This window comes from Chryseobacterium soldanellicola (assembly GCF_900100115.1).
GTDB classification, from domain to species: Bacteria; Bacteroidota; Bacteroidia; order Flavobacteriales; family Weeksellaceae; genus Chryseobacterium; species Chryseobacterium soldanellicola.
Genome location: NZ_FNKL01000001.1, coordinates 497,261 through 522,758 on the forward strand (window position 1 = coordinate 497,261; position 25,498 = coordinate 522,758).

Annotated in this window: 18 protein-coding genes; 2 read left to right on the top strand and 16 right to left on the bottom strand. The window is 37.6% G+C overall.

The genetic code is table 11. From position 1 onward, the window contains the following. Positions 1-18: 18 nt before the first annotated feature. From BLT04_RS02105 to BLT04_RS02175, 15 genes are all read right to left on the bottom strand, one after another. Positions 19-2,577, bottom strand: a complete 2,559-nt coding sequence (locus tag BLT04_RS02105) for a glycosyl hydrolase 115 family protein (protein ID WP_089753210.1) — start codon at positions 2,575-2,577, stop codon at positions 19-21. 43 nt (positions 2,578-2,620) lie between these two features. Further along, on the bottom strand, positions 2,621-5,089 hold the full coding sequence (locus BLT04_RS02110) for a glycoside hydrolase family 31 protein (RefSeq protein WP_228421890.1): 2,469 nt from the start codon (positions 5,087-5,089) through the stop codon (positions 2,621-2,623). A gap of 26 nt (positions 5,090-5,115) precedes the next feature. Beyond that, positions 5,116-5,991, bottom strand: coding sequence for an alpha/beta hydrolase (locus BLT04_RS02115; RefSeq protein WP_089753213.1), 876 nt, complete (start codon positions 5,989-5,991; stop codon positions 5,116-5,118). Between the two features lie 93 nt (positions 5,992-6,084). Further along, positions 6,085-7,704: a glycoside hydrolase family 43 protein gene (locus tag BLT04_RS02120; protein WP_089753215.1), complete on the bottom strand. Its 1,620-nt coding sequence runs from the start codon at positions 7,702-7,704 to the stop codon at positions 6,085-6,087. A 245-nt stretch (positions 7,705-7,949) separates the two neighbouring features. Next, positions 7,950-9,668, bottom strand: coding sequence for a glycoside hydrolase family 43 protein (locus BLT04_RS02125; protein WP_089753217.1), 1,719 nt, complete (start codon positions 9,666-9,668; stop codon positions 7,950-7,952). Between the two features lie 75 nt (positions 9,669-9,743). Beyond that, positions 9,744-10,559, bottom strand: coding sequence for an SDR family oxidoreductase (locus BLT04_RS02130; RefSeq protein WP_089753220.1), 816 nt, complete (start codon positions 10,557-10,559; stop codon positions 9,744-9,746). A gap of 128 nt (positions 10,560-10,687) precedes the next feature. Next, positions 10,688-11,863 (bottom strand): mannonate dehydratase, encoded by a 1,176-nt coding sequence (gene uxuA / locus BLT04_RS02135; RefSeq protein WP_089753223.1) that lies wholly within the window; start codon positions 11,861-11,863, stop codon positions 10,688-10,690. Positions 11,864-11,948: 85 nt separating this feature from the next. After that, positions 11,949-13,898, bottom strand: a complete 1,950-nt coding sequence (locus BLT04_RS02140; protein WP_089753225.1) for a RagB/SusD family nutrient uptake outer membrane protein — start codon at positions 13,896-13,898, stop codon at positions 11,949-11,951. 12 nt (positions 13,899-13,910) lie between these two features. Continuing rightward, positions 13,911-16,784 carry a SusC/RagA family TonB-linked outer membrane protein gene (locus BLT04_RS02145; protein WP_089754191.1) on the bottom strand — a complete coding sequence of 958 codons (2,874 nt, stop codon included), beginning with the start codon at positions 16,782-16,784 and terminating at the stop codon, positions 13,911-13,913. A gap of 70 nt (positions 16,785-16,854) precedes the next feature. Continuing rightward, positions 16,855-18,183, bottom strand: coding sequence for a xylose isomerase (gene xylA / locus BLT04_RS02150; RefSeq protein ID WP_089753227.1), 1,329 nt, complete (start codon positions 18,181-18,183; stop codon positions 16,855-16,857). 35 nt (positions 18,184-18,218) lie between these two features. After that, positions 18,219-19,703 carry a xylulokinase gene (locus BLT04_RS02155; RefSeq protein WP_089753229.1) on the bottom strand — a complete coding sequence of 495 codons (1,485 nt, stop codon included), beginning with the start codon at positions 19,701-19,703 and terminating at the stop codon, positions 18,219-18,221. A gap of 17 nt (positions 19,704-19,720) precedes the next feature. Further along, positions 19,721-20,446, bottom strand: coding sequence for an NUDIX hydrolase (locus BLT04_RS02160; RefSeq protein WP_089753231.1), 726 nt, complete (start codon positions 20,444-20,446; stop codon positions 19,721-19,723). 653 nt (positions 20,447-21,099) lie between these two features. Further along, positions 21,100-21,504: a VOC family protein gene (locus BLT04_RS02165; RefSeq protein WP_089753233.1), complete on the bottom strand. Its 405-nt coding sequence runs from the start codon at positions 21,502-21,504 to the stop codon at positions 21,100-21,102. Positions 21,505-21,606: 102 nt separating this feature from the next. Then, positions 21,607-21,933 carry a hypothetical protein gene (locus BLT04_RS02170; protein ID WP_089753235.1) on the bottom strand — a complete coding sequence of 109 codons (327 nt, stop codon included), beginning with the start codon at positions 21,931-21,933 and terminating at the stop codon, positions 21,607-21,609. Between the two features lie 115 nt (positions 21,934-22,048). Then, on the bottom strand, positions 22,049-22,561 hold the full coding sequence (locus BLT04_RS02175; protein WP_089753237.1) for a VOC family protein: 513 nt from the start codon (positions 22,559-22,561) through the stop codon (positions 22,049-22,051). Between the two features lie 111 nt (positions 22,562-22,672). Here BLT04_RS02175 and BLT04_RS02180 point away from each other — a divergent pair, with 111 nt between their 5' ends. Both BLT04_RS02180 and BLT04_RS02185 read left to right on the top strand, forming a co-directional pair. Continuing rightward, positions 22,673-23,524 carry a helix-turn-helix domain-containing protein gene (locus BLT04_RS02180; protein WP_089753239.1) on the top strand — a complete coding sequence of 284 codons (852 nt, stop codon included), beginning with the start codon at positions 22,673-22,675 and terminating at the stop codon, positions 23,522-23,524. Positions 23,525-23,727: 203 nt separating this feature from the next. After that, on the top strand, positions 23,728-24,225 hold the full coding sequence (locus BLT04_RS02185) for a hypothetical protein (protein ID WP_089753240.1): 498 nt from the start codon (positions 23,728-23,730) through the stop codon (positions 24,223-24,225). 89 nt (positions 24,226-24,314) lie between these two features. Here the strand turns inward: BLT04_RS02185 and BLT04_RS02190 are convergent, their stop codons facing one another. Further along, a complete protein-coding gene (locus tag BLT04_RS02190; RefSeq protein ID WP_089753242.1) occupies positions 24,315-25,343 on the bottom strand; it encodes a rod shape-determining protein in 1,029 nt (342 codons plus the stop codon). Positions 25,344-25,498 lie beyond the last annotated feature (155 nt).

Below are 25,498 nucleotides of genomic sequence, written 5' to 3' on the forward strand. Positions count from 1 at the left end.
TTGGGACTTTTTGGATAATTATCTTTTGTACGGACTTTCATCCATTTTCAAATACGTTTCTTCGTAGCCGCCATTATCAACGACAATTTTGTACAAAACAATTCCAGGGTCTAAAGGTTCGATTGTCAGAATACAATTTCCGTTTTGATTTGCAGAGAGCGTGAATGTTTCCACCTTTTCCACCAATCTTGCAGCAGCTGCAGGGTACATTTTGGAGTAATTATTTGCCCACGTCAAATCCTGATTGATGCCAATTATTTTTGAATCACTTTTATCAAAATAAGCTTTAATACTATGACCTCCTTTTTTGAAAGGAAGTGTAGAATCAAAGAAAAAATGAACTTTTACAGTTGAGGGATTATTTTTTAATTTGAATTGATATGTAATGGAGGAACCGTCTGTTTTCTCAGTGTAAGGCATTAAAGAAATTCCGGAAAGCGTTCTTCCCAAATCAGGAATGATTGTCCATTTTGTTTTGGACGAAGCTTTTGTTTCAAAAAAATGTTCGGCTTCCATTGCAACTACGCCATTTTTCTCTTCAAAAATGTAACCGCCAATTTTAGCTTCTTCGGGCGTAATTCTGTAAACCGTTGGCTTGATATTTCCTTCTTTCGGCTCGTCCCAGGATTTGTAACCGATGTGGGTTTGGTCCATCATATGGTTCCATTTTCCGCCGGAAATATTCAGGTTGTAATCTTTGGTGTATTCAGCATCTCTGGCGAAACATTCATCGGCATAATCTGCCCAATAATTGGCTTTCGGATCTTTTTCATCCGCCAGTTTGTGATTCATTGCCACTGCATAATACATATCATAAAGATTTGCCATTGCCCGAACGGGATGCAAAACGATTTGTTTGTAGGTGTCTTTGTAAGCTTCGTCAAAAGTAATAAATTGTCTTAAAGCTCTTGTTTCCAAAGCTAAATATGAATCTTTTACCTGCAGAAACTCTCCACTTTCAAGATTGTAAGTCTTATGATTCATCATTTCTGCGGAAACTCTTGAATTATATTTGCAATACAGATTGATGATTTCTACAATTTCCTTCGCATTGTTCTTTCCAAATTGATCTTCAGCAAATTTTACGGTATAATTCTCAAGATTATCTTGGGTAAAAGAAGTTGGGTTCCACGCCATATTCAGGAAGAAATCCATTGGATATTCGTTAGGTTTTAAATCTCCTACATTCAGAATCCAGATTTTATCAACTCCATAGCTGTAAGTCAGCTGCAGCTGTTCCCACATGTGCGGAATCTGTGTCATATTCAGCCATTGATAGGCTCTCGGAGCACCATGCAAATCGACGTGATAATACATTCCGTAACCGCCTGGATGTTTTTTGGCATCGAGGTAAGGCAATCGGCGGACATTTCCCCAATTGTCATCACAAAGCAGAATTGTCATATCGTCCGGAACTTTCATTCCTTGGTCGTAATAATCCAAAACTTCGCTGTACAATGCCCAAAGCTGAGGCGTTTCTTTCGCAGGTTTTTTGGTTACTTTTTCAATAATTTTTCTCTGATCCTGCATAATTTTCTCCAACAATTTGAAGTTAGCTTCGGCACTTCCCAAATCGCTCATCGGTTCGTCGCCGTCGCCGCGCATTCCCATTGTTACGAGATTGTCGTAGTTTTTATTTCGGCTGAATCCGTCTTCCCAAAATTTCAGAAGCGCATCTTTGTTGGTGTGGTAATTCCATTCGCCGTTTCCATATTCTTTTCGGTGATTTCCCCATTCTTTTTGGGCACGCATCATCGGCTCGTGGTGCGAAGTTCCCATCACGATTCCGTATTCGTCTGCCACTTTCGGATTAAGCGGATCGTCTTCATTAAATGCTTTTCCCCACATTGCGGGCCAAAGATAATTGGCTCGGAGACGAAGCAAAAGCTCAAACATATTCGCATACATCTTGCTGTTGATGCCTCCAAATTTGGTTCTTGCCCACGTTCCGAAAGCCGGTTCTTCATCATTAATGAAAATACCGCGATACTTTACTTTAGGCTCACCTGAAGCGAAATATCCCGGAACAACATACGCTGAAGAACGCTTTTTTACGGGAACATCATTCCAGTAATACCATGGAGAAACGCCTAATTGTTTGGATAATTCATAGATTCCATAGATAGTTCCTCTCCTGTCGCTTCCGGCGATGATGAGTTTTTTGGATTTTGAGTTTGAATTTTCTATGGTTGTGATGACGAAGCTTTCCCATTTTCCTTTTAAATCTTTGGCATTGATTTTTTTTGATGAAATAAGTTTGTCAATCAATTTATTTGTGCCTAAAGTTCCAATGATGATTTCAAATTCGCCGGAAGTTTCCGTAGTTGAAAGATTGGGCGTTTTTCCTGTCACTTTTTGAATATCTGACTGTAGATCTTTCGCAGCACGAATGACCGCAACATTTTCGGACTTATCGTAAAATAAATTTGCAACATTTCCTTCCGTCGAAACAAGAGGAAAACCGCTATCATTTGAAATGATATTCTCTGTGATTCCCGAAGTTTGCTGGCCAGAAAAAACTCCGCTTTCAAATAAACAAAGCAGTAGAATTATTTTGATATTTTTATAGGTTATCATGTTGATTTTAATTCTGTTAAAGGCTTTAATGCTTTATTATTTTTCAGAATATCACCTTAATATTTTTACCCGAATAAGCCACCGTTTTCTGCTGACCATTCGGAAGAATAATGCTGAAGTTTCTTTTGTCGATCATTCCTTTATATTTTCCTTTTCGGGCATCGATGGTGAGTGTTTGGGATTTGTCATTCCAGTGCATTGGTATTTGGGTAAATTCTCCTTTTTCGTAATTGTAATTGTCGAATTCGTCTTCATATAAGACAAAATCCGCATTTGAGCCCGGATAGATTTTTAAGGTTAAATTATCCCATTTTTTCTCAGTCGCATACTGAACATCAGGGCCAATAGGAATAATACTTCCACCTTTTACATACAATGGAATGGCTTGAATGTTGACTGTTTTTTCTATTTCCTGTCCGCCTTTATATTTTGCGTTGGTCCAGTAGTCATACCATTCGGAACCGGACGGAAGGTAGACTTTAACGGTTTTATTTTGGGTGAAATCTACACTGGAAACTAAACCTTCTTTTTTGCTTTCCTCTTTTTTGTTCCAACCTTCATTTTCATCGGTTTTTACTATTTTTTCAGGAGTATATTGTGCATTCAGTACGGGAGCAACTAAAAATGCTTTTCCGAACATATATTCATTATTAAGATCCCAAACTTTTTTATCTGAAGAAAAATCCATTGCAAGCGGCCGCATAAAACTCGACTGATTTTTGGAAACATCCCACGAAACGGAATAAACATAAGGCAGCAAGCTATATCGTAACCTGATGAATTTCTCTACAGCATCATATATAGGCTCTCCTTTTTTCCCAAACTGGTAGATTTCTCTCGGCACATCGGTTCCATGTGAACGCATCATGGGCGTGAATGTTCCATATTGCAACCAGCGCACATAAAGTTCCTGAAACATCGGATTTTTTGACCCTGAACTTTCAGTCCAGCCTTTTTTATATGTTCCGGCAAAAAATCCGCCGATATCAGAATTGAAATTAGGATTTCCAGTGAGGGTAAAATTCAGACCTGCCGGAACCTGGTTGCGTAAAGATTCCCAGGAAGAATTAACATCTCCGGACCATGTATTGGCTCCATATCTCTGCTGACCGGCAAATGCTGATCTTGTCAAAATAAAAACTCTTTTGTCGCTTGTAGTTGCCCGCTGATGATCATAAACCCCACCGACAGCCATTAATGGATAAGCATTTCTGACTTTTCTGAACGAACCTAAATACGTTTTTGTATCTAAATCTTCCGGTTTCTGGCTGAGATGATCCGGTTCTGTAGAATCCATCCACCAAGTATCTACGCCAAGGCTAAAAACACCTTTATTAAGATATTTCCAGTAAATATCTCTGGCTTCCGGATTGTAAGCATCGTAAACACGCACTCCGGAAGGATAATTCATATCGGGAGGCCAGACTTCTCTGCCGGATTCCGGCCAGGTTTTAAAATTAAAAAGCATTCCTTTTTTATCCATTTCACGGTAAGGATTGGTCATTGGCCCGAATGACGACCAGATGGAAACAGACAAATGCGCATTCATTCCGTGGATATCGCCAATCATTTTTTTGGCGTCGGGAAAATCCGGACTGATAAAATCCATCGCATTCCATTGGTAATTGTTTCCCCAATACTGCCAATCCTGAATAATTCCGTCTAAAGGAACTTTCAAATCACGGTATTTTTTAACGACATCTACAATTTCAGCCTGACTTTTATAGCGTTCTTTGCTTTGCCAGAAACCATACGTCCATAATGGGAGCATCGGAACATTGCCGGTAAGATCACGCATTGAAGCAACCACGCCGTCAGCGTTTCCGCCGTACATAAAATAATAGTCAATGCCTTCTCCCACTTCAGAAGAAAATGATGTTTTCTGAGTAGTATCGGTAAACTGAGTCGGAGATTCATTATCCCAAAAAACGCCGTAACCTTTTACAGACTGGAAGAAAGGCACAAAATCCCAAGTATTGTTCTGCACCATTCTGATGTCCTGATTCCGTTGGGATAATTTTCCACTTTGCAAAATTCCCAAACCGTAAATCGGCTCGTCTTTTTCCAGCTGAAAAGCTTGCATTACAGAATAGGTAGAATTTCCGGCATCATTGAAAGGTTTAAAATTACTTCCTTTTTCCTTTAGAAGTTCTCTTCCAGATGTTGTGGCATACGCTATTTCGCCGTTTTTCGTATTAACGGATATTTGCAGATCATTTGTTTTTATTAATAGAATATCTTTATTTTCTGTAACAGAGAATTTTGTTTTTTGTTCGTTTTTAATAACAGATAAACTGTTTTTGGTGAATGATTTTCCTGCAGGATATTTGATGATCCGTACTGTGTGAAATCCGTAAAACTTCATTTCCACATTCGTATCAGCCGTAGAAAAACTTAATCCTGTGTCAGTTTTTTTATATGACTGCGCATTGATATTCTGATTCATCATGAACACTAATGTGACCGCGATGAAATATGCTTTTATTCTATTAAAATTCATTCTTGTTATCATGATTGAATTAATTTTCAGACTGTTTTTTATTTCTCAGACCTCAGCTGAGCTGAAATTGCCTGCTGGTCGATATTCTTAAAAAGCAATTGAGAAAACAGATACAGATCATTCTTCCAGACTTTGAAATCGTGACCGCCCGGCTCTACATAAAAAATGTGAGGAATATTATTTTCCGTAAGATAATCACTTGTCCTTTTACTGAAAGACATCAGCCTGTCCTGATCACCGCAGGAAATCCAAAGCAATTTTAATTCTTTAGCCTTCGCTGGATTGGGGAGAAGCTGCTGAGGTTCTTTGGTATTCGGAGCAGAAGAAAAGCCGCCTACCCAGGCAAATTTTTCTATGTTTCCTAATCCAAAGTTCAGGGATTGTCCGCCACCCATTGACAGTCCGGCAATCGCTCTGTTTTCCCGGTTTTTCTTTACCGGATACTTTTTTTCAATAAAAGGAATCAAATCGTTCAGCAAATCCTTTTCGAATGTCGCGAAAGCTTCTACTTTGTCTTTTGCCATAATATCACCGGTCGCCCTGTCGTCTTTCATTGCTCTGCCATTGGGCAAAACAACAATCATCGGTGTCAGTTTTCCCTGGGCATACAGATTATCAAGAATAATTTGGGGTGTTCCGTTCCTGAACCATTCTTTTTCGTCTCCGCCAATGCCGTGAAGCAGGTATAAAACCGGATATTGAGCTCCTTTTTTGAAGCCGGGCGGCGTATAAATTAAAGCCTTTCTTTGGGTTCCTACTGTTTTTGATTCATAGGTAACGGTATCAATTTTTCCGTGGATAATTTCTTTCTTTTCAATGTCAAAGCCTTGTGGAGCCTTTTTATCAAAAGTTTGTGCAGAAATAAACATTCCCGACAAGATCAAACCTAAAGCTAATACAACTGATTTATTCATAAATTTTTTATTTGTATTTTTTACACTTATTAATTGGGATAAAAAAATATCACAATTCGTAATATTTCATCATTTATGTAATATTTACCGCCTTTATTGTGTGATTGAGGAATCCGTTATTCTGAAAAAATCAACATCAACGAAACCTCCTGTATTTTTTGTGGCGTAATTAAAAATCGCGAATTTAGATCCCATAAACAATCTTCTGTAGTCAAAAATCATTTTGTATCCTTTTTCCATAACCGTCCAGTTTTTTTGGTCGATGCTGTAAGAAAAATCTGCCAAATCCTTTCCAAGGTTAAAATCTGCTTCAATACGAAGATAAATTGTATCTGAATTTAAAGGAACTCTCTTCTTTTCTTCCTTTTTAACACTCAAAATAGCCTTTGTTTTATTATCAAGACTGACTTCATTGGTAGAAAATGTAATAAATTTATGATTGCCTTCTTTTACAATTGATAACAATCCTGAATCTCCGTTGAAAGCGCTGAATCCTGTAATGTCTCCATCTTTCATTCCTTTCAAATCTAAAGCAACGATCGCACTGGATTTTGGGCCGGTCATTCTTTGCGTTAAAGTATTCGGGGCAGCGTAAATATTGTCCACTACCCGACTCGTTTTCAGTCTCATAAATCCTTTTCGGCCGGATAATGACCAGGCTTCGTTTACAGGATTGTGATTCCACTGCCACTGGATTTTCAATTTTTTATCAGAAAACTCGTCGCTTTCTACGATCTTATTTTTAGGTTTGAATGGAGGAAGAGGAATTTCACCATGTAAAGGAATTTTTCCGTTATCCCCCAAAACCGGCCAGTCGTTTTCCCATTGTACCGGAATCAAAATCGGGACGCGCCCGACTCCGCCTCTGTCCTGAAAAATAAGCGAATACCAGTTGCCATTCTTATCATCAATCAAAGCCCCTTGCCCGGCATAAGAAAATCCTAAAAAGTTGTCTTCCAGAATCACTTTTTTCTCATAAGGTCCGGTCACTTTATAGGCTCTGTAGACTTCCTGACGTCGTTTTTCACCTTTAGGCCATGAAATCATCATCATGTAATATTTCCCGTTTCTTTTAATGATCTGATTGCCTTCTAAAAGTCCGGTTTCTGACGAATCTTTCTGAAAAACTACAGTTCCATCGGGATTTCCGATGATTTCTTTAAAATCAGGACTTAGTTCAAAAACTTTATTGGAAGTAAAAACATACACCTTGTCATCATCATCAAAAAACAAAGAAGCATCGTGAAAATGTCTGGTTCTGGTAATCAATTTCCATTGGCCCGTTTCGGGATTGTCCGTTACATAAAAATACGACTTGAAAGGCTCATCATTCGGAGAAAACAAAACGTAATATTTCCCTTTATGATAGCGGATGGAAGAAGCCCATTGCCCGCGGCCGTACACAGTACCGTTAAGCAAATCATATTTGGAATTGTCATTGAGAGTATTAAAAACATAGCTTGACATTTCCCAATGTACAAGATCTTTGGAATGCATTACGGGAGCTCCCGGCATCAGGTGCATTGTGGTGCTTATAAGGTAGAAATCTTCACCATTTCTCGTTACTGACAGATCCGGAGCATCTGCCCAAATAATCGGATTGGTAAATGCTGTTTTCTGCTGCTTCTGAGAAGGATTTATCTGGGCTGAAAGGAGATTCAGCCCGATAAATCCGTAAAAAGAAACTATATAAAATGTGTTATTAATTTTCAAAACTTTACTATTTGGTTTGTCGATTTAATTCTTTAATTCAATTTTAAAAGAAAACACTTTGACAGGCTCAGTGTGACATTGCTAATGCTAACCGTCTTACTTCAAACGTGTCAGGCTGAGCCTGTCGAAGCCTCGTTTTCTATTAGATTTTGGCTAAAGCCTGTTTTGATTCTTCCTTATTAAACGGGCTAAAGCCCGTTCCTATTGATAATTTCCCTGTGATTATAAACCGGTCGAACTATACATTAATCAGGTTTAATATCGTTAGACGAAGTGCTGTACAAACCAATCAGGCTTCCGGTAAATCCTCCCGCGACATCCGTAGAAAGGATATCCCCAGAGACTGAATCTCCAAGGTTTTTGAAGTTTTTGCCATCTAAAGAATAATTAAAATTAAGGTCATCTTTTTCACCCACAACCTGTAATCTGACTGTTTTTGAAATTGAAATCTTTTCACTGGCAATCAGTTTTGATTCTCCTTTTTCTGTTCTTTCTAAAACGATATAAAAATCTTTATCCTTTTTTGTAATCCCAAAAACATAGTTGAATCTTTCACTTTGGTAACAGGTAATTCCGGCCAGCTCTTTTTCTGATTTCGGTTTGAAATCCAGTGTTACGGAAGTTTCAAAATCTTCATGCTGCAATCTGTGAAATAATGCCGAAACCGGTGCCAATGCATTAATATTGGTCTCAAAAGGGTTTATTTTTACTCCGTTTTTAGAAATGCTGATAAAATTTTCGCGCGGTCCGCGCATGGCGATCCAACGGTAATCCAGATTTTTATCCGTCAGCTTGTCAGAATATGTGAAGTTTCCGTTCGGGAAAAATCCGTTTTGTCCTTTCTCGTTTTTTACGCCTTCCGGTAATTTTAATTTTGGCTTCATCGGAACTAAACCGTTTTGGAAGACAGGATACGTTCCGCTCCAGTCTACCGGAAGGATGAAAGTTTCGCGGCCGCTGTTTACTCTGTTATTTACATTGGGACGAATGGCTAAAAAGACACCGTAATATTTTCCATCAGGAGTTTCCACCAGATCAGCGTGACCGGCCCAATCCACCTTATCTTTTCTGTCTTTAGGGAAATACCGCTGCGTCAATATAGGATTATTTCCTGCAGGAACAAATGGGCCTTTTGGAGAATCTGACATAAAAATAACTTCGCTGTGGTTACCGCCAGTTCCGCCTTCCGCACACATCAGAAAATATTTTCCGTTCTTTTTATACAAATGCGGACCTTCTATCCAGATCGGTTTTTGGGAAAGGTCAACACCGCCGTTTACAATAATTTTATCTGAACCTGCGACCACCTGGTCTTTTTCCAAATCATAATCCCACATCTTGATGACACGATGCCCGTTATACTGCTCAGTTCCTTTCGGCGGCGCATCATTGTGAACGATATAAGCTTTACCATCATCATCAAAAAAAATGGAAGGATCAATACCGTCAAAATTCAACTTCTGCACTTCACTCCAGCCTTTTGCAGGATCTTTGGTTTTCACAACCATATTCCCGATTCCACTGGCGATCTGCGTGGTAATCATGTAGAAAGTATCATTATGCTTGTTGTATTTAATATCCGGCGCATAGATTCCCTGTGAAACGCCTGATTTTTCCACTTTCAGCTGTGAAGGCCTGTCCAGGACGTGCCCTACCTGCTTCCAGTTGACCAAATCTTTAGATGTGAAAATGGGAACACCCGGAAACATTGAAAATGAGGAATTTACAAGATAATAATCATCTCCTTTTCTGGTAATACTTGGATCAGGATAACATCCCTGGAGAATCGGTGAATAAAACTCGTCTTCTTTCAGAGGATTGTTTGTATATATTTTATCATTTCCGCGATAGAAAAAGTCTGAAAAGGTCTGTCCTGAAATACTATCAAAAAATAATAGAGCTACAGCAGCCGTCAGCATTGTTTTCTTTTTTAAAAATACCGGATTCATTATTATCTGTCTCATAGTATATTTTTTAGATTATTATTAGTTTTTTAAGTTTCTGTTGAAATATCTTTTAAAATTTATCTTTATTCATTTTTACACGCCACTGAATGCGCTGAAACCGCCATCAACAGGCAATAAAGCACCAGTGATGAAACTTGCGGCATCTGAACATAGAAACTGAACGGCACCGTTGAGTTCGTCAGCGTTTCCGAAACGTCCCATAGGTGTTTTAGCTATCACCTTTTTGCTTCTGTCTGTCAAAGAACCATCCGGATTTAATAAAATTGCCCGGTTTTGATCTCCGATAAAAAATCCCGGAGCAATGGCATTTACACGGATTTTATCACCGTATTTTAAAGCTAAATCAGAGGCGAGCCATTGCGTAAAATTGGTAATTGCGGATTTGGCTGCGGAATATCCTGCTACTCTTGTGATTGCGGAATATGCTGCCATTGAGGAAATATTCACGATACTTCCGTTTCCCTGCTCTGCCATTACTTTTCCGAAAACATAGCTTGGGTAAACTGTTCCGTTGATGTTTAAATCTGTTACTTCGTTCCAGGCTTCCATTTTCAGGTCGAAAAAAGACTGGTCGGGAGCTAATGTGGCTGCAGGAATATTTCCTCCGGCGATATTGAGAAGGATATCGATTTTACCATATTTTTCAATGATTTTTTTTGAAGCAGATTCAAGGCTTTCAATATTCATTACGTTGGCTTCCACAGCGAATGCATCACCACCCAGATCTGTCAGTTCTTTTACCCTTTTATCTAGCGTCTGCTGGTTTCTTCCCAATGCAACAATTTTTGCACCGGCTTCGATGAAACTTTTAGCCAAACTTCCGCCCAGCACGCCTGAAGCACCTGTAATTACGGCTACTTTATCTTTTATGCTGAATATTTCGTTCATTTTTTTATAATTGATAAATGATTATTGATAAATGATCATATTTAACCCTTCAGGTTTATTTCATTTGTTTATAAATTCCACAGGTTGCATCTGCGGCTATTGTTGTTGAACCCTTCGGGTTCCGTGTGTTATTGCTTTGACATTTCGTTTTGTACGGCTGCCATTACTCCTTCAATTTGTCCTAAAGCGAGCATTCTTCCTAAAAATGAATATCCCGGATTGTACCCTTTATCAATATCTTCTGTTAATAATCTTCCGTGATCCACACGCATTGATAAATCCGGATTTTCTTTTTCAAAAATTTTGATTACTTCGATCAGCTTTCCTCTTCCACCCAAATGATGGGCTTCGATAAAATCTCCATTTTCAAAAACATTGGTGCTTCTTAAATGGACAAATTTTGTTCGGTGGGCATATTTTTGGGCCAATTTCGGAACATCATTCTGAAGATTGGCACTTAAAGAACCCGCGCAGAAAGTCAGTCCGTTGTGAGGATTATCCACACTATTCAAGAGCCAGTCGATATCCTCTTCGTTGGTCACAATTCTTGGTAATCCCAACAATGAAAACGGCGGATCATCGGGATGCACACACATCTGGATGCCCCATTTTTCGCAGACAGGCATTATTTTTTCAAGGAAATATTTCATATTCTGACGAAGCTGGTTTTTATCAATCCCGTCATATAAAGACAATAAGCTTTTGAAAATGGCTACCGGATTCTGATCTCCTTCCTTGATGTTTCCGTTAACGAAACCTTGCGTTTTTACAATGATGGAGTCTATCAGATCATTATTATCTTCTTCTGTTAAAGTATTTTTTAGCTCTTCTACTTTCTGAAGAATGTCTGAATTATAGTCGTTTTCTGCACCTTCGCGCTGCAGAATATGAATTTCAAAATAAGCAAATTTGGCCTTATCAAAGTACAGAGATGACGAACCGTCTTCCCACTGATAAAACAAATCTGTTCGTGCCCAGTCCAGAACAGGCATAAAGTTATAACAAACCGTTGTTACGCCAGCTTTACCCAAATTTTCAAGGCTCTGAATGTAATTTTCTACTAACCGGTCTCTGTTTTCGCCTCCATATTTTATCGCTTCACTTACTGCCAGACTTTCTACGACTGACCAGCGAAGTCCAAAGCTTTCTATATAATTTTTATACTCATTAATTGCTTCCAACGACCAGATTTCCCCGTTCGGAATATCATGAAGCGCAGAAACAATGCCTTCTACCCCAATTTGGCGGAGCATATCCAGCTTTATTTTATCTTTTTTACCAAACCAACGCCAGGTTTTTTCCATAGTCTTTTACATTTTTAATTAAAAAACAAGGCAGATATTTTAGGATCTGCCCTGCCAACTATATATGAATGTTAAATTACCAGTTTTAATAGCCTGGGTTTTGATATTTAGCCTTGATATCTGCAGAAACTTCCATCGCATCAAGCTGGCTTTGAGGAATAGGTCTTAAATAATGAAATTTCTGAATATTCCTTGTGACCGTCTGAGGAGTGTGATCTCCGTAATTGGATCCTCCTATCTGATAAGTTGATGCATATTCCTGCCACTTTTGGGTTCTGATAAGATCGTACCATCTGTAAAATTCACCATAATATTCTCTGGATCTTTCTGCCAAAATATAATCAATTGTAATGGTTGAAGGCGTGGCTGCAACCATTGCCGCGCTGTTATCCGCTATATAAGTAGTATTTTGTGCATTATTAAATTTCCATTTTCCGGCTCTTGCACGAATTACATTGATAAGATCTCTTGCGGACATAGCTCCAGAAGCACCTTTTACAGCAGCTTCTGCCGCGATGAAATAAAATTCTGAAAATTTAGCTGCATTAAACGGGCGTGTTAATCCCGCATTAGGAAATCCTAAGCCATTCCCGTTATCTGTGCGGTAAGTTCCTATTTTCCATAGGCCAGGGAAAACGATTCTGCTGATACCATTGGGTGCAACAACCCAATCTGCTCTTCCCGGTAAAGTACCGGCTCCTACACCACTTTGCCCTGCTCCTGAAGGATAGGTTGGTGTTTGAGAATCATCATTCAGAAAACTAAGAATGGCATCATTAGGCTGAACGGGTAAATTATTTGCATTGTATAATACCGGTATATTGGTAAGGCCTGTTGCTTCTTTATTCCAGTTTCCTCTGTAACTTGTAACAAAAGTTCCATCATAACGTGAATCATTTGTTTTGTCTGCAAAGGTATTTTTTATAACTCCAATTGTAGGGCACATACGTACCCAAGGACGGCCTAATGGCTGAGTAGCCGCACGCTGAACCGAACTGCCGGCATCCCAGGTGGTAGAAGACTTGCTGCTTTTAATATTGGTATAATTCCAGGTCTGCATCCAGGCTGCAAAGTTATCCGGGCTCCATCCAGACCCCTGTCCTACAGGATCACTTTCATTATAATATAAGCTTGACGATGTATGATCTGCATACAGCATGCATTCATTATTTCTGTCATTGGATCCGACATTCAGATCATAATAAGTAGGCTGTAGAGAATATGGCCCCGGATTGTTAATTCCCTCTAATGCAATATCATAAGCCTGCTGAAAATACCATTGAGCATTATGACCATCCAGATCTGTTCTTGCAGTTTCCGGATAAGTTGGAATAGCATTAGGGTTTTGCAGCCACCAGCCATAAGTAAGGTATGCTTTTGCTAAAAACAGCTTTGCTACATTTTTGGTAACTCCACCTGTAACCCGTGGAGAGGAGGGTAAATTATCAATCGCTTTTTTAAGGTCAGGAAATATAGCTTTGCTATAAACCTCAGGTACTGTGTTTCTTACTGAAGTTGCAGACGGAGTAATATTAAAGGCCAGCTCTCCGGAACCAAGATCTAACGGAACACCGCCGTAAGTCTGCACCAATAAAAAATAATCAAATGCCCTGAAAAACCGGGCTTCTGAAATGAGAGACTCTGCAATTCCGAAAGACGGACCTTTTTCAATAATACCACTGGCAGTATTGATGTAGGGAAACACAGAATTCCAAACCATACTCGGAGGAAATGTTGAAGGGGTAATATTGCCATTTCCTGACATATCCAATTCTTTGAAATTACCGTCAGCCTGCTGCCCAAATGTAGATTCATCTGTACCATTCTGGCAGTTACTCATAAAATACCCATTTCCATACAACATTCGGAGATGTCTGTATAAAGATGTAACTCCCTGATTGATGCCTTGTTCTGTATTAAAATAATCTACAGTATAACTTGTTCTTGGCTCTTCGTCTAATATTTCATTACATCCGGTGAAGGTTAATGATAAGAAGATCACTCCTGCTATGATTTTTTTATTATATTTTATCATGACTCTATAGTTTTAAAAGGTTAAATTAAGCCCCATTAAGTAGTTTCTGGTAGATGGATTATTGGTTCCGATGATTAATTGTCGTGGTCTATAGCTGCTTACCGCCTGATTTTGATCGCCAACGGAGTTTGGTTCCGGGTCCATTCCTGAAAATTTATGATAAGGAGAAAACAGTACAACAGGATTCGTTACGGTAAAGTATAATTTCAGTGCTGTAATTTTCATATCCTTTAAAAGTTCCTTATTAAAATTGTATCCTAAAGTGATGGTACGTAGCTTTAGGTATGAAGCGTCAAACATCGCTAAGGTTGAAGAATACTTAGGATTATCACCGCTCAAATGGCGGCCCGGGCGTGGATAATAGGCATCGGTATTGTCTTCCGTCCAGTAGTCTACATCCACATTATTTCCTCTCCCTGTTAATCTGTTAAGGTAACTTGCTGATCCATATAATGAACTGATCAGGATTCCTCCTTTTTGGAATGCTCCTACAGTACTGAGTTCGAAATTTTTATAAGCAAAACGCATATTAAACCCTCCCTGGAATTTAGGTGCCGTATCGAAGATCTGTCTGTCTGCTTCTCCGATGGCTCTTACAGGAGTACCATCAGCATTATAGCCTCCGGTGTAAAGAACTTTAATAGATCCTATAACATCAGCTGGAGTTCCGGGCTCTAAAATACTTTGATAGGGATCACCTGCCTGCCATAAACCTACATACTGAAAATCATACAATGCGTTGATATTATGACCCACAAACCAAAGGTTATTTATATCTCTGTCAATTCCAGAAGACAGGGCTAAAATTTTGTTCTTATTGGTATAAAGATTAACTCCCGCATCCCAGGAAAAGCCATCGGGATTATCGAAAATAATTCCGTTTAAAGAAAATTCCCATCCTTTATTTTCTGTCTCTGCAACATTTTTAGTTACGAATGAAAGACCTGATGAGGCAGGAAGAGACTTATTGGATAATAGATCATAAGTATGAGTTTTATAATATTCGACAGTTCCGGTTAACCTATTATGAAACAATCCGAAATCTACCCCGTAATTTTGGGTTTTAGAGTATTCCCATCCAAGATCGGCATTCGGTGCCTGATTTACATAAACACCAGTACCATTAGTTGTACCGAAATTATAAGGAACAACCGTTAAAGAACCTAATGTAGAATATGGCGAAACTGCCTGATTAGAGGTCTGTCCCCAACCTGCTCTAATTTTTAAAAGATTAAGAGCTTTTATACTTTTCATGAAAGATTCATTGGTAATATTCCATCCTACTGATAATGCGGGATAAGTATGCCATTTGTTTCCCGGAGCTAATACTGATGCACCATCTGCACGCAATGTTGCGGTTAACATATACTTATTATCAAAAGTGTACATTACCCTTCCCATTGCAGAAATAAGACCTGTTTGAGAATAGATCTGATCGTTGGGATTCACTGAAATATCAGCTTGAGGAGATTGTCCTAAATTGTAATACTGGAAAAAATCTGCGGGAACATTTTTTGCACTCATGTAAGTACTTATATATCTGTTACCCTCTGCCGAATACAATCCAACGGCATTGACCTTATGCTTGCCAAAGGTACGGTCGTAGGTCAGTAAATTTTCCAAAACCCAGTGGTAGGTCTGGTTATTACCTCTTCCTGCAGACGATGCAGTAGCAGGATTTGTACTGAAAACACCTACTCCTACGTAATTACCGCTATTGGTAGTACGGTAATCCAGGCCTACATTAAGCCTGTATTTTAATCCGTTAAGAGGAAGGGCCACTTCGCCGTATAAATTATTATATGATGCAAATATTTTACTTTCGTCAACGTATTTTTCATCAAGACTATTTAATCTTTCACGGGTAAAAATCCAAGTATTATCATTACCTCCGGCGGTATTCATCAAAGATCTTAAACTTCCGTCTGCATTATAAGGATTTACAAGGGGAGAATATCCTACAACGGCTCCCGAATTTACACCATTACCTTCTGTTTTGGTATAGTTTGTATTTGTTGTAAAGCCAAACTTGAAACTTTTACCAACTTGCTGATCCAAGGCTATACGCATAGAGAATCGCTCATAATTTTGCAGAGGAATTAATGCATCCTGTTTGAAATAAGATAATCCGGCGCTGTAATTTCCTCCTTCTGTTCCACCGGAAACGCTAACATCATGATTAGTCATCATTGCCGGTTTATAATATAAGCTTTGCCAGTCTGTATTGTTATTATTGGATTCGTCTGCCCCATTTGTATATATTCCGGCATCCGCACGAAGCTTTGCAAACTTTGGCCCGTCCATCATTGGATATTTAGAAAACAAAGTCTGAACTCCTGTAAAAGTACTGTAAGAAAAACGAGGCTTTTGACCTTTTGTTCCTCTGTTTGATGTTACTAAAATGACACCGTTAGCACCTCTGGAACCATAAATGGCTGTTGCAGAAGCATCTTTCAAAATATCAATACTTTTAATATCACTTGAGCTGATGTCTGATAAAGAGCCCGCAAAAGGAATACCGTCAAGAACAACAAGAGGATTATTATCTCCTGACAAAGAGCGCGTTCCTCTGATACGGATCTGCAGTGCGGCCCCCGGCTTTGTAGATGACTGAGAAATATCAACACCCGCCGTTCTGCCCTGCAATGCCTGTGTGATGTTTGCAGAAGGCACCTCACGAAGTACATCACCTTTTACACTAGCCACGGATCCTGTCACGGATTCTTTCCTTTGAGTTCCATATCCGATTACCACAACTTCTTCAATCTTCTTCTCTTTTGTAATACTATCTTTTTTATTCTGTGCATAGATTAAACCAGAAGGTAAAAGAGCCATAGCAAAGAATAAGGATGCTCTGTTGGTTTTATTTAATAAAAATACATTCATAATTATTATTTTAAAGTTAGTGTTCAAGAAAGCCAATTTCATTTTAAAATTCATTGGCTTTCTTATTTTATTAGATGTACATATTTACAATCGCCTCAAATAGTTCCTGTTTGCCACTTTTTGGCTTTGGCTCTCCTATTTCGTGCGCTATTTTTTGTAAATCCGTTAATGTAAGTTTACCATCTTCAAAAGCTTTCCCATTGCCATTGTCAAAAGATGAATACCTTTCTGTTCTTAATTTTTTATAATCTGAATTTTCCAAAATATCAGCTGCTACAAGCAGTCCTTTTGCAAAGGCATCCATACCGGAAACATGGGCTATGAAAAGATCATCTGCATCAATTGAATTTCGGCGGATTTTTGCATCAAAATTAATACCTCCCGATCCCAGCCCGCCATTAGGAAGAATTACCAGCCATGCCTGCGCAAGCTCAAAATAATCTACCGGAAACTGATCGGTATCCCAACCATTCTGGTTATCACCTCTGTTGGCATCAATGCTTCCCAGCATCCCTGCATCAACGGCAGCCTGCAGTTCATGTTCAAAAGTGTGTCCTGCCAATGTTGCATGATTGACCTCAAGATTAAGTTTGAAATCCTTATCCAAACCGTAATTTTTTAAAAATCCAATTACAGTTTCGGCATCATAATCATACTGATGTTTTGTAGGTTCCATTGGTTTTGGTTCGATTAAAAATGTCCCCTGAAACCCCTGTCCTCTTGCATAGTCACGGGACATGGTAAGAAAACGGGCAAGATGCTCCTTTTCACGTTTCATATCGGTATTTAAAAGGCTCATGTACCCTTCTCTTCCGCCCCAGAAAACGTAATTTTCCCCTCCCAGTGCAATCGTTGCATCGATCGAATTTTTCACCTGAGTTCCCGCACAGGCAACAACATCAAAATTCGGGTTGGTAGATGCTCCGTTCATGTATCTTTCGTGGGTAAAAACGTTAGCTGTTCCCCAAAGAAGCTTAATTCCTGTCTCCTGTTGTTTTTCTTTTGCATATTCTACAATCGTCTGTAGATTTTTCTCGTAGTCTCTCCAATTGTCTGCTGGATCTACCAGATCAATATCATGAAAACAATAGTATTCAAAGCCCATCTTATTCATAAATTCAAATCCTGCATCCATTTTGTATTTAGCTTTGGAAACGGCATCAGTACCATGATTCCAAGGGTGATGAATCGTAGGGCCTCCAAACGGATCACTTCCGTCTGCACATAGGGTGTGCCACCATGCCATTGCAAAACGCATCCATTCTTTCATCGGTTTACCCATCACAACTCTGTCTGCATCATAGTGACGGAATGCTAAAGGATTTCTGCTTTCTTTGCCTTCAAATTTTATGGGTGCAACACCCGGAAAAAACTGTTTTGTTCCATTTAAAACGTTCATATATATCTGATTTTTTTGTTATCGTTAAATTCTATTTATATTATTTCATTAAGATGATTTTTCCATCTTGAATAGGCTTCTAAATACTGTTCTCTTTTTTCGTGTTCGGGCTCGATTACGGCTATTTTTTCAAGGAAAGAAAAAGCTTCCTTAGAATCTGCATAAAAACCGACTCCCATTCCTGCTGCCCTCGCCGCACCTACAGCGCCATCTGTATCGTACAGCTCAATTACCGAATTACTCACACTGGAAAGCGTCTGACGGAAAATTGAACTTAAAAACATATTGGCATTTCCGGCGCGGATCACCTGGATATCCATACCTATATTTCGCATAATATTCATCCCGTATTCATAGGAAAAAACGATTCCTTCCTGCGCGGCACGGAGAATATCCCCTTTTGAATGAATATTAAAATTAATCCCGTGAATGGAACAGCTTGTGTCTTTGTTTTCCAAGACTCTTTCTGCTCCGTTTCCAAACGGAATAATGCTTAAACCCTTGGAACCGATCGGTGAAAGTGAAGCCAGATCATTCATATCGCCGTACGAAGACAATGAGGTCGCAAAATTGTGCTTTAACCATGAATTTAAAATTCCCGTTCCGTTGATACACAATAAAACGCCTAATCTGATATCTTCAGGGGTATAATTAACGTGTGCAAAAGTATTTACCCTTGACAATTTATCATATTCAAGCTGATCAGAAACTCCGTAAACAACGCCCGAAGTTCCCGCCGTTGAAGCGATTTCTCCCGGATTGAAAACATTTAACGACAATGCATTATTCGGCTGATCTCCGGCCCGGTAAGAAATCGGGGTTCCTTCTTTTAAGCCTAATTCCTGAGCGGCGGCTGCAGAAACTGTTGCCTGAATCCCGAAAGTCGGAATAATTTCAGGGAAAAAACTTTTTGGAATTCCATAATAATTAATGACATCCTCTGAAATACAATTATTTTTAAAATCCCAGAAAATCCCTTCTGACAGGCCTTCGATCGTCATTCCTATCTCACCGGAAAGTCTCATGGCAATATAATCTCCGGGAAGCATTATTTTATCTATTTTTTCGAAAATTTCGGGCTCATTTTCTTTAACCCACGCTAATTTTGATGCGGTAAAATTTCCCGGTGAATTCAATAAATGCGATAAACATTTCTCTTCACCAATTTCCTTGAAAGCCTTTTCACCATGCGCAACAGCACGGCTGTCACACCAGATAATTGACGGACGCAACAGGTTCTGATCTTTATCAACTAAAATCAAACCGTGCATCTGCCACGTTATACCAATTCCTTTGATATCCTCTGCATTAATCCCCGATTCATGCATGACAGATTCGTGTGCCAGCTTTAAATTTAACCACCATTCGGCAGGGTTCTGTTCTGCCCAGCCGGGATTGACAGCAGTGATTTTCATTTCTTTTTTTGGCGAAAAATCCGATGCAATAATTTTCCCGCTGGATGCCTCAATGAGACAAACTTTTACGGATGAACTGCCAATGTCATATCCTAGTAAATACATAATTCAAAAAAATGGTGTTATTTTATTAGTCTGGTATTGTTTTTTTTATAAATTTTAGCATCAAATCTGTAATATCTTGCAGCGCGATGCGAAACGTTGGTCTCAATTTCCTCCAACGGAATAATATAGCTGAATGATGAAATCTTTTTGTGAAAATTTTTAATGTCAATTCGTTTTTCACTTAAAGAACTGTACAGCTGATACAATTGTCTTATCGTGAATTTTTTCGGCAGCAATTCAAAAATAATTGAGAAATCGGTCTCAATCCATCTTCTTATTTCTGTTAAAGATTCATTGATGATTTTATTATGATCAAAAGGCAATGCGGGTACCTGATCTATAGGATGCCAGTCTACGGTCTCATACTTGGTGCTGTTGATTTTTTGGTCTATTTTACATAAAGAAAGGTAGGCCACTGTTATAATCCTGTCAATATTATGCATATACTCGGTTCCCATCCACTTGATATCACTCTGATTGCTTGCCCGAAGCGGATCGGCAAAGCACTTGAATTGTTTAAGAACCATTTTTTTTATTCCCGTCAGCTCATGAAGAACCCGATGGGCAGCATCGTCAACATCTTCATTGCTGAAAATTAAGCTACCCGGCAGTTTTCTCTGCTTGTCTGCAGGTACATCGTCTATGGAACGGTGTACAAGTAAAATATTGAGTCTGTTATCATGATCAAATCCAAATACCACGCAATCAACAGAAACATAAGTATGAATAAAATCCTGGTTCATTTTTTATTAACATTTACGTAACATCACAAATATAAAAATTCAATCGAGAAAAAAAAATAAAATCTATACTACGGACTATATATCAACATTTTACATATCTATTTTTTATGATAAGAATGATATATAAATCATGATAACCTTATCATGATTTTAATGATTAGTATTTCAGATTAGCCTAATATATAGTTATTTAAATGTAAAATAAACACTTAAAAAAATAATATATACTTATATCCATCTTATGATAAGAAAATTTTAATTTTTGTTGATTTTTTTTAGAAATTTATTAAGAAAAACAATCATTTTTATCAGAATACGCACATTTAAGACGTGTAGTTTTTACAATTATTCGGTCCAAGATTTAAAAATTATCAAAAAATGCTTATTTTGAGTACGAATTGGGAGAAGTTTTAAAGTTTACAAAAATGGAAAAGTCTCAGTATGTTAAGGGTCCTGAAAGGATAAGGCTGCTTTATTTGCTAGAGCACGATTTTTACTATTGAAAAAATATTTACAAACCACTTCATAGCCTTTAAAAGCTTTAGATCATAAAAAAGAAATCACCCGCAATTGCGGGTGATTTATAAATAAAGAATTCAGATCAATATATTACCCGGAAAGGTAATAAATCAATTTCTTTCTGGTTTGTTAATTTAAGCATCAAATTTACTGATTGCCTCAGCTGTGACGGGAGTAAAAAAATTCACTAAATTACCGTCCGGGTCACGAAACAGGAGAGATTTATTTCCCCAGGGCATTTCTGTAGGTTTTTGAACAATATAAGGTTGAAGAAAATCTGTCATTCTTTCATAAACATTTTCTACATTATCTACCATAAATTCTATTATGGCACTGTGATTTTGGGCAGCCAGAGCAATATTTTCCGCATCAAAAAACTGCAGTGTCTTTATGCTGCCAATTGCTAAAGTTGCGTTTTTCATTTTTAGTTCGGCAAAATCAGGACCATATTTTACGACAGAACAACCTGTTATCTGTTCATAAAATTGTATTAATTTTTCAATATCGGCAGTAATAATACGAATAGAAACTAAATTCATTTTGTTATTGTTTTAAATTACTACAAAAATACCTCATGGTTGTGACAAGAGTCTGTCAGTAGTAATTTTTAAAGCAATTTGAATATTTAAATGAAATTAATTCTATTGATGCCTGTTCCCTTTTTGATGGTAATTTACATTTTTATTCACCGCTTGAGCTTGATAGCTAGAGATATTTTCTATCGTATTGCCTTCAAAATTATTTGCGGCCGAAGTTTGTAAATCTGCTTCAGGGACATCAAAATGAATCTGCTTTCCGTTTTTGTAAAGCTTATTATCAAAAGTGCGATAAATTTGATTTTCTCTGTAGATATTTCCGTCAGGCGCTGTGAATTTTTTTAGTTTATTATTCTTTTTTCGTCTTTTGCTTAAAAAAACTAAAGATCCTCCAACTAACAATGCTAATGCTATTTTCACTTTATTATTCATAATATCTTTTTGTTTTAATTAACAAATTGCCTGCCATAAAGACAAAAAAAATTAGTTCCCAAGATAATTGGAAACTAAAAATTAAGGCCAGTTAATACTTACTATTTGGATAAGCTTATTTTGTGGTTTCACTTCCCATGCTTTTACCCAATTTTTCATATTCAATATCATTAGGTTCCCAAAGTTCTATCTTATTTCCCTCAATATCAAGAATATGAACAAATTTTCCGTATTCGTAGGTTTCGATTTTATCTGTAATCGTAACCCCTTCTTTTTGCAGTTCTGCTACCAGCTTTTCGAGATTTCCTACGCGATAATTTATCATAAAATCTTTTTCTGACGGCTCAAAATATTTGGTTGTTTCCTTAAACGGGCTCCATTGTGAAAATCCTTTTTTAGCATTATCCGCACCCTGATACCATTCAAAAACAGCTCCATATTCATTGGTTTTCAATCCCAAATGATCGCTGTACCATTTCATCATTTTTTTCGGGTCTTTACATTTAAAGAAAATCCCGCCGATTCCGGTTACTTTTTTATCACTAAATGGATTTTCCGTAACAGATTTAAATGCAAATCCAACAAGGAATGAGGCTATAATACAAAGAATAAAAATTATTTTTTTCATAATGGAATTTTTGAATTTAAGGCTAAAATATCAAAAAATGTCAAACAAAAAAGCAGTAATTTTGAATATCAACAATAAATATTTGCAAAAAAACAGATATGATAGAATTTTATGATTGATAACTATAAAAAATATGATCTATACGGTAAAACCCTGATACAAAAAATTGTATTGAAGTCACCGTTTACATTTGATTTTCCGGTTACTGAGCAGGCCTGCTTTTTATATGTATTGGAAGGCGATTTTGAATACCAAATTGACGAGCAGGAAATCAATATACCCACTAATTATTCACTATTTCTGAACTGTATAAATTCCGGAAAACAAATCCGCAATTCTCGGCTAAAAGACAGTTGCGAACTCGTAATTGTTACTTTTTATCCTGATATATTAAAGAAAATTTATGAAAGAGAACTGCCTTCTTTACTTCAGGCTCCGAAAAAAATAATTTCAAATACATCAAGCGAAATAATAAGCAATGACTTTTTAATCCAGAAATACATTGATGGGTTATTATTTTACTTCAAAAATCCATCTTTAGTTAATGAAGATATTTTGATTTTAAAATTAAAGGAAATTATACTTTTATTATCGCAAACTCAAAATGCAGAAACGATACAGGAAATACTCTCACAGCTTTTTTCACCAAAGTCTTATATTTTTAAGCAAACCATTGAATCACAACTATTTTCGCAGGTAACAATTGAAGAGCTGGCATCACAAAATAACTTAAGCGTTTCTTCATTTAAGCGGGAATTTGCCAAATTATACAACGATACACCTGCCAATTACATCAAAACAAAAAAGCTCGAAAAAGCCGCTGAATTATTGTCAGTTTCTGACAAACGAATTACTGAGATCGCATTTGATTGCGGATTCAATGATCTTGCTAATTTTACTAAAAGCTTCAGCAATAAATACCAGATTACCCCCACAAATTATCGCCTTAAGCTCAAAAAATAGTCTGTTATTACTTAATTCTCGAAAAGCACGCTTAAATGATATTTAGGCGTGCTTTTTTTGGACCGAATTGCCATAAAATTGAACTGATTTACAAACTCATTCCGTTTTCTGTATCGGAAATTTGCAGAGTCACTTTTTAATATCAAATCTAAAAATGGATATTAAAAAAACAACTTTTTCACATTAATTTAAAATATTATAAAATGGGTTTATCAAACTTAGGAATTTTTCACACAATTATTGGCGTTGCTGCAATTGTAGCCGCGATTGTAGCTTTTGTAAGATACGGTAAAATACATTTGGGGAAATTATCAGGGAAAATATATTTTTACGGAACTGTAATTACCTCAATCACAGCGCTTGGGCTTTCTAAACACGGAGGTTTTAATGCGGGGCATGTTTTCTCGGTTTTCATTCTGCTGTTGGTATTGACAGCCTATTTTCTTCACGTAAGAAAAAAAGAAAGTAACAAAGCTCGTTTTTTCGAAAATTTCTGCCTGTCCTTGAGTTTCTTTTTATCATTGGTCCCTACTGTGAATGAGACTTTTACGCGCGTACCAATCGGGCACCCTTTAGCGAAAGACATTAATGACCCGATAATTGGAAGAACACTTTTAATTCTTCTGGTATTTTTTATTGCCGGTTCTGTTTATCAATTCATAAAGCAAAAGAAAGATAATAATCAATCTGTGGAAATTTAAAATCATCCTTAAAATCTGTTAATAAAAAACCATGAAATAATAAATTTCACGGTTTTGTTATTTATAATAGTAATTAAAAAGTCAAAACATTAACTGCTCATAAGAAACCTGAATTTATTGATGTTTTTAAGAGCGATTCCTGTTCCCCGGACGACAGTTCGCAGAGGATCTTCAGCCACACATACGGGCAATCCTGTTTTCTTGTGAATCCTCTCTGCCAGGCCGTTAAGCAATGCACCGCCTCCGGCAAGAAAAATCCCTGTCTTATAAATATCTGCGGCAAGCTCCGGCGGGGTAAGGGATAGCGTTTCCATGATTGCGTCTTCAATTCTCATGATGGATTTGTCCAGAGCCTTAAAAATTTCTTTATAATTTATCATGATCTCTTTGGGCTTACCGGTAATCAGGTCTTTCCCGCGCACGGGAATATCTTCTAAAGGGTATTCTAATTCTTCCAGCGCAGAACCTATCTCAATTTTTATTCTCTCGGCAGTTCTTTCACCAACATCCAAATTATGCTGTGATCTTATAAAATAAGAAATATCATTGGTAAAAACATCGCCTGCTATTTTAATTGATTTATCACAAACGATCCCGCCAAGTGCGATGACTGCTATTTCTGTCGTCCCGCCGCCAATGTCAACAATCATATTCCCTTCCGGACTTTCTACATCAATACCTGCTCCGATCGCTGCGGCCATGGGTTCATAGATCAGTTTTACTTCTTTTGCATTGACCTTTAAGGCTGAATCTCGGACTGCCCTTTTTTCAACCTCCGTAATTCCTGAAGGAATGCATATTACGATTCTCAGCGTGGGCTGCATTAATTTCCCTCCAAGCTGCGGAATCTGTTTAATAAACTCTTTAATCATGTGTTCAGAAGCATGAAAATCTGCAATAACTCCATCTTTCAAAGGCCGGACTATCCTTATATTCTCATGGGTTTTTCCCTGCATAAGCTTGGCCTGCTCTCCGACGGCAATCGGCTTTCCCGTGAAACGGTCTATGGCAACAATAGAAGGTTGGTCAATAACGATTTTATTATTATGAATAATCAGTGTATTAGCAGTTCCCAGATCTACTGCGATCTCCTCCGTAAACATATCAAACAACTTCATTTTAATTATTTTATTGCCACTAAATGTACGATATATAAGTTCATTTCGTCAATTTAATATTTTAAAATCTTGCTTGCATATGAAGTTTAAAATTTCAATATAAATTTATTTTAAGCTCTTTTTTTTATAAAAATCGTATTCTGGTTTAAATTTTT